At 43.4% G+C, this 6,643-nt stretch carries 7 protein-coding genes and 1 pseudogene; 5 read left to right on the top strand and 3 right to left on the bottom strand.

Going from position 1 to position 6,643, the window contains the following annotated elements; genetic code table 11:
- Positions 1–66: 66 nt before the first annotated feature.
- Positions 67–327, top strand: a pseudogene (locus ACLGGO_RS09725) (ROK family protein); the annotation flags it as partial.
- A gap of 235 nt (positions 328–562) precedes the next feature.
- Here the strand turns inward: ACLGGO_RS09725 and ACLGGO_RS09720 are convergent.
- Positions 563–1,039: a type II toxin-antitoxin system VapC family toxin gene (locus ACLGGO_RS09720; protein ID WP_446419154.1), complete on the bottom strand. Its 477-nt coding sequence runs from the start codon at positions 1,037–1,039 to the stop codon at positions 563–565.
- Position 1,040: 1 nt separating this feature from the next.
- Positions 1,041–1,871, bottom strand: coding sequence for a hypothetical protein (locus ACLGGO_RS09715; RefSeq protein ID WP_446419153.1), 831 nt, complete (start codon positions 1,869–1,871; stop codon positions 1,041–1,043).
- A gap of 516 nt (positions 1,872–2,387) precedes the next feature.
- On the opposite strand from ACLGGO_RS09715, the gene ACLGGO_RS09710 reads away from it, so the two are divergent.
- Together ACLGGO_RS09710 and ACLGGO_RS09705 are read left to right on the top strand one after the other, a co-directional pair.
- Positions 2,388–2,981 carry a hypothetical protein gene (locus ACLGGO_RS09710; protein WP_446419152.1) on the top strand — a complete coding sequence of 198 codons (594 nt, stop codon included), beginning with the start codon at positions 2,388–2,390 and terminating at the stop codon, positions 2,979–2,981.
- A 274-nt stretch (positions 2,982–3,255) separates the two neighbouring features.
- Positions 3,256–3,945 (top strand): Bax inhibitor-1/YccA family protein, encoded by a 690-nt coding sequence (locus tag ACLGGO_RS09705; RefSeq protein ID WP_446419151.1) that lies wholly within the window; start codon positions 3,256–3,258, stop codon positions 3,943–3,945.
- A 76-nt stretch (positions 3,946–4,021) separates the two neighbouring features.
- Here the strand turns inward: ACLGGO_RS09705 and ACLGGO_RS09700 are convergent, their stop codons facing one another.
- Positions 4,022–4,699 carry a lecithin retinol acyltransferase family protein gene (locus ACLGGO_RS09700; RefSeq protein WP_446419150.1) on the bottom strand — a complete coding sequence of 226 codons (678 nt, stop codon included), beginning with the start codon at positions 4,697–4,699 and terminating at the stop codon, positions 4,022–4,024.
- Between the two features lie 155 nt (positions 4,700–4,854).
- On the opposite strand from ACLGGO_RS09700, the gene ACLGGO_RS09695 reads away from it, so the two are divergent.
- Both ACLGGO_RS09695 and ACLGGO_RS09690 read left to right on the top strand, forming a co-directional pair.
- Positions 4,855–5,823, top strand: coding sequence for a homogentisate phytyltransferase (locus tag ACLGGO_RS09695; RefSeq protein ID WP_446419149.1), 969 nt, complete (start codon positions 4,855–4,857; stop codon positions 5,821–5,823).
- Positions 5,824–5,876: 53 nt separating this feature from the next.
- Entirely contained in the window at positions 5,877–6,638 is a 762-nt protein-coding gene (locus ACLGGO_RS09690; RefSeq protein WP_446419148.1) for a tetratricopeptide repeat protein, read from the top strand.
- Positions 6,639–6,643: the final 5 nt, after the last annotated feature.

Here is a 6,643-nt window from a genome sequence, read left to right as displayed (position 1 = left end):
TTTCTATTCTGCGCATGAAAACTTCTACTTTTCCCCTTCAAATTAGCTTCTCAAATTAGTTTGTGAGAAATGCGGGACCACCCCTTTCGCAAGGGAGACACCTACGAAGAACAGTTAGGGCGGGCGGCGTTAGAGAAGAAGGGAGAGAAGAAATGGAACAATCGTTTACAACGCGCGATCGCAACCCTAGAACATTTATTTAACTACGACTATCTTTATATTGGTGGCGGAGAAGCCAAAAAAATTACCTTCGAGTTACCGCCAAATGTAAAAATTGTTCCCAATATCAATGGATTATTAGGCGGAATTGCCTTGTGGCGGGATTAATTTTTCCTAATTGTTTACCCCTGTAGGGGCGGGTTTATGGACTTTCATTACGCTATTGATAATAACGTTAGTTCAAACCCGCCCTTTTTCAATTGTCGTGACGTAACACAGGTTGGTAGTATTAATAAAGGTAGGTTGGGTTGAACGAAGTGAAACCCAACAAAGATTACCATGTTTTGGTGTTGGGTTTCGTTCCTCAACCCAACCTACGACTTAACTTAATTGGCTAAATATTTTATAATATAATATTCTTCCATTCCATTGCCTTTTCTTCAGCAAATATCCTTAGATGCCGAATATTGGTTGTCGCAATCAAAACATCACGTCCGGGAAATTCTTGACTCAAGAGACTCCATTGAGCAGAAATAATCATATCTGCATCAATATTTTGAGCATCCGCCGTAGGTATATGACTTTGACGTGCCTCAGCCCAAAACTCTGCCGCCTTTTGCATTACTTCTTTGGTTAAGGGGAGAAACTCAATTACTTCTCTCAGATTATCTAGAAGTCTTACACCCTCACTTTTTATACGAATCAACTCTCGCCTAACTTCATAATCAGAAATTTCCGAAGCCACTACATACACGGATTTAGACAGTAGGTCATATAACCATTCTGTACATTGATATATTTCATTCGTTTCCGCTTCTGATATATCCTGAATCGGATTAGCGAGTAATCCCAGCACTCCAGAGTCTAAAAGAACTATCACCTTATTGATTCCGTTTATTACGTCTGCTTTCAATCTTTTCCATTCTTGCTTTAGCCCAAGCCATTGCTAGTTTATTTCTTTCTAATTGTTCTTCTGGAGTACGTCCCAAATGTTTCATCCAAAGGGGTTGTACTTGTTCGACTAGAAGTTTCAGTTGCCCGCTATCATCAAGCTCTGGTACTACAATTCTTATGGGTTGCTTCAAGCATACTGATAAAAATTTTGTGAATCGATAAGAGACTTTTTGGGGAATAGGTAATAATTTCTTGGCTTTTATCTCCTCCAGAGCAAAACCAACCAAATTTAGGAAAAATTTTAGCAGGGCTTCATCGGCTTCTTTTAAGTTATATTCCTCTAAAATATTGGAAATTAACATGGAGATATCGCGATACATATCATCTATATAATTTTTGTGAAAAATCTCCCATTCTAGATAGTCTTCCTGGTTATTATAAGCTATAGCTTTTGCGAACTTAAGCAGAGATTCATAAGCTATGGATAGTTTCTCATCTTCATACTTTGTTGGCTCTCGTACCTCACAGTGGTTCTCTTGTTGAATGACAGGCAGAATAATTAGCAAAGAGTTGACAATCGCATCACGTAATTCATAACTAAAAATGCCACCATCAGCCCATGATAGTAGGCTGCCATCGATTGGTTGAGGGGGCGTTACGGGAAATCCGAATAATCTTTGATAGGCAATTAGAATGTTTCGGCGTTCTGCTAGAGGTACTTCCTGATAAAGAAATGGAAGGATAGGTTTTAGTTCATTAGTTAAACCATATAGTTCATTTAACTGTATACTGATAGTATTTTCTTTGTGGTCTTCCATTTTGACGCTTCCTTCCCTTATCTATAGAGGGGGCATTGCTGAAAAAATCTTAACAGATTCCCTAAAAATAAACGATAAATCAGATGATTCTCCAGCCAGCCTTAGCACAGCCGCGCGGGTTTCCCGATCGCATCAGCAGCGAAGGGTATCACAGCATAAATAAACTTTTGTAACAAAGCCTTGACTCCGGATCAGAAATCCCTCAATCTGCTAAGATAATCCAAATTAAACCTAAAAATCTTAGCGCCACTCAAAGCTGTTCGCGCAGCTCTGAGCAGCTAACCCCCAAACTGCACAAACCAGTCTGGAAGCTAGAAGAAATAGTAACACTCCTCTAGCCACTCCGACTTCTTAAGGCAACTTATACGGGGTGGCTAAGACTTTGGGTCAATCGATTTAGGATTGAGGATTTGAGCATTTTTCCGGCAAAACAGCCGATATCGCCACAAATCCAGCACCAACTGTCCTAAATCAAGCCAACGCTACCGCTCATACCCAAATTAGGAGTGATTTACCATGTTTCGGAACTTGATCACGGCTGGGATAATTGATCCTCACCAATTTTCTCTGGACGAAGTACGCCACCAAGTCGCTACATTTCTTAACATTCCCCTCCAGCAAATCGATCGCATCGAATGCTGGCAACACCAAATCTGGGTCAAGCTAGTTGAATCCCGTGCCATCTTTGTCAGTTATCGCAACTTGCCCCTTTGGATTGACGCAGGATTGGCAGCGATTGGGCGCTGTACCTCTCGTTCCCAGCTTGATGAATTAGGCGAAATCTTCCGTAGGGAACGCGACTGGTATGATCAGCATGATCAACCGGAAGCGGTGCAACCGTGGCGTCAGGCTTGGGCAAAACAAGCTGAATACCTGAGAAACGAGGAAGAACGCCTGAAACCCATTCGCGCCCATCAGGAAGCCGGAAGGGATTGGTATGGGGCTTGGGAACGAGTACTGTACTGTTGCCGAGATTTTAGCCGACTCCAAGGATTAGCCTCGGAAATTAATCAGCAAAGTCAGGAGTTTCGGGATTTACCTGAGATAATACAAAAGATGCAGCAAGTATGGCATCAGCGCTGGCAAGAACTATCGAGTGCGATCGCGTAAACGTTGAGGAAAGGGCGACTCGATCATCTGTAGGGGCGGGTTTTACCGATAACATGCCTTCAAAAACTGGTAACTTATATAAACCCGCCCTGTTTCTGGAGTTGTTAATTAATGCAAGCAGTTCGCCCCTACACGAGTTATTGATCCTAGGAGAGGATGTCCATAGACTCACCGAGCTAAGGGGATATGCAAAACTGATTTTTTCAAGTACTAGAATAGTATTTATAAATCAGCTTTGAGACCAAGAGAACTTACCCAAGTAAGGAGGAAATCTATGGTTACAGTTGCACAAGCACCCCCCAGTGAACGCGCTCAATTTATTCAGAAAACTTACATGCATCTGGCTGGGGCAGTGGGAGCGTTTATTGCTTTAGAGTTTATACTCTTTCAAACTGGCATAGCCGCCGTATTAACCCAGTTTGTCACGGCAAGTCGGTTTAGCTGGCTGGCGATTCTGGCAGGTTTTGCGGTACTCGGTTGGTTCTCCAGGGAGTTAGCTGCTAAGGCGGATTCGGTCAACACTCAGTATGCTGGATTGGGGATTTACGTTGTTGCGGAAGCCCTAATTTTTGCCCCGATTCTGTACATTGCGGCTTATTTCTCAGATCCCACTGTTATCCCAACGGCGGGAATACTCACCCTTCTCATGTTTGCTGGTTTAACCGCCGTTGCTTTTACCACAGGCAAAGACTTTACTTTTCTGGGTGGTATCTTAAAAGTTGGCGGATTAGTAGCCTTGGGACTAATCATCTGTAGCGTGATTTTTGGTTTCACCTTGGGCTTATTCTTTTCCGTGGTTATGGTTGCTTTTGCTTCCGCCGCGATTCTCTACGATACCTCTAAGGTGATGCATCATTACTCACCCCATCACTATGTTGCGGCTTCACTAGAATTATTTGCGTCAGTGGCATTACTATTCTGGTATTTGCTGCGGATTGTGATGGCGCTATCGTCTCGTCGCTAAACCTGTTCTATCGTATTTCCAATTCAATGGGTGTCATAGTCTTAGTTGATAGCTCTTTGTAAAATTAAGACAAAATCTATTTCACATTCAGCCGATTGCGGATCAGTGTTTCCGTCATCTGAGCAAGCTGATCTAACTTCTCTTTATTCTCCTGCGCCCGTTTCTCATAGTCTTTTTTCCGGATAATTGCCGCCCGCGCTAAGTCTTCCCGGTTTTGTTTCAGTGCTTGAATGGCGACTTTCTGCCAAGCGCTTATCTCACGAACATCTTGGTTGTACTGCGGTTGCAGAGTATTCCAAACTCCTTTAATTTCAGCTAACGCTTGAGTCAATAACCGAGTAGCTTTGTCAGGATCTTTCTCTTCCAGCGCTCGTTTAATCGGTTCGTATAAGTTCTCAGTATTCATCTGAGTAATAATGGGAATAAAATTTTGAATTTGCGGACTTTGACTCACGCCAGTTTTACACCAGATGGCAAAGTGTTCGCAGTTGTTGTATAGCAGATTATACTTCCGTTCACCTAAACGACTCTCAGCGCGGCGAACAACTACATCAGGAATAAAATGAGTGGGATACTGTTTTACATAGATTTTTCCACCTCTAGCAAATGTAGGTAAAGAAGTGCGTTCAATGGTTTCACTGGGTTTGCGATAATGGATAACCGTACCGTCGCCGCAGTCAATCCCATAATGTTTGTAGACGCCTTGCAGGTTGAGAAATTCTCGATAAGCGTAAATTAGATCGCCTCGTGCCATACTTGCCTTGGGTAGAAGGGTAGAAGTGCCAGCTTAGTTGCTAATAATACTAATAAATATAAACAAGCTGGATAAAAGACGCGATCGCACAAAAATTATAGAACGAAGCCGGCGAAGAGAGTAAAATCGAACGGGAAAGCCTATTACACTCCAGAATGAGCCAAATTTCTCCATCAACCTTGACCTCTTCCCCTCTCAACCCGCTTAAGCAACCCGCAGACTGGTTTTATGCCTTGTGGAAGTTTTCGCGTCCTCACACGATCATCGGTACTACTCTAAGTGTATTGGCATTATATGTCATTGCCTTAGCGATTACCGACGGTGCGATCGCACCCTCCAATTTAGCTCAACTCTTGGGTACCTGGATATCCTGCTGCTGTGGTAATATCTACATCGTGGGACTCAATCAACTCGAAGATGTGGAGATTGACCAAATTAATAAACCTCATCTTCCCATCGCAGCGGGGGAGTTTTCCAGAGGACAAGCTAAGCTGATTATTGCCGTAACTGGACTCTTTGCGCTGCTGTTAGGCCGGATACTTGGCGGGTGGTTATTTCTCATGGTTAGCGTCAGTTTAGCCATTGGTACGGCGTATTCCTTACCACCCATCCGGTTGAAGCGGTTTCCCTTTTGGGCTGCACTTTGTATCTTCTCGGTGCGGGGTGCTGTGGTCAATTTAGGACTATTCTTGCATTTTAGCTGGGTGTGGCAACAAGGTGAAGCGATGACACCAACGCCTGCGGTGTGGGGACTGACGTTATTTGTTTTGGTGTTTACCGTTGCGATCGCGATTTTCAAAGATGTCCCGGATATTGATGGAGACAAGCTATATAATATCACCACGTTCACGATTCGACTGGGTAAGCCAGCGGTGTTTAATATCACCCGATGGATTATCACCCTCTGCTATTTGGGTATGATTCTCGGTGGAGTGCTACTGTTTGACGTGGTTAACCCGGTTATTTTGGGGATGACACACCTGGCGGCGTTACTTCTCGTCTGGTGGCGCAGTCAGGATGTAGATTTGCAGGATAAACTCGCGATCGCGAGTTTTTATCAATTTATCTGGAAACTCTTCTTTTTAGAATATCTGATGTTTCCCGCCGCTTGTTTGTTAGCCTGAAACACTGATTGCTGATTACAATCTGTGTAATCTGTGTTTGAGAAATGTACCCGATGGGAATTGTTCAGAATTCAAGTTGGATAGCGGCTATAGTCGTCAGTGTCGGTTTATTCACTGTTATTTTTTTGATTGGTAAGACAATTGCGATCGCGTCGCTGTTTCAAAAGGGTATCGCCCTTTACCAGCAACAGGATTACCCCGAAGCGGAAACGGTGTTTCGTCAAGTTATCCACCGACAACGCAGTAACGACATGGTGCGCTTACTGCTCGGTAATACACTCCTGGCACAAAATAAATGGGATGAAGCGGTAGCTGTATTCCGGGATCTAATCGCGCGATCGCCGAAAACTGTGGATGGGTATATTAAGTTAGCTCAAGCGTTGATTGCACAAGGAAAACCGGATGAAGCCATACCTGTTATTCAGGAGTTGCTCCAGCGCCATCCTAAGAATACAGACATTCCTTTTAGTGTCGGTTTAATGCTAGCAAAAGTTAATCGACTGGAAATTCTAATTGAGTCGTATCAGACGTTGAGCCAGCAGCATCCTGAAAAGCCTATATTACATTTGAACCTAGCCAATAGCTGGATGATTCAAGAAAACTGGGAAGCTGCTATAAGTGAATACCGCGAAGCTATTCACCTTAATATTAAAAAGCCTCAAGCGTATTGGTATTTAGGGGATGCATTGAGGCAACAGGGTCAATTGGATGAAGCACTCAGCGTCTGGCGAGAGGCAATTAGCCGTTATCCTAATGATCGGGATGCTCAGTTAAGAATTCGACAAGCACTTAAAGAACAAGGTAAATTTGGATAAAAAGG

This window comes from Coleofasciculus sp. (assembly GCF_046565525.1).
Classification (GTDB): domain Bacteria; phylum Cyanobacteriota; class Cyanobacteriia; order Cyanobacteriales; family Coleofasciculaceae; genus Coleofasciculus.
This window is presented reverse-complemented; position numbering and strand designations above follow the sequence as displayed.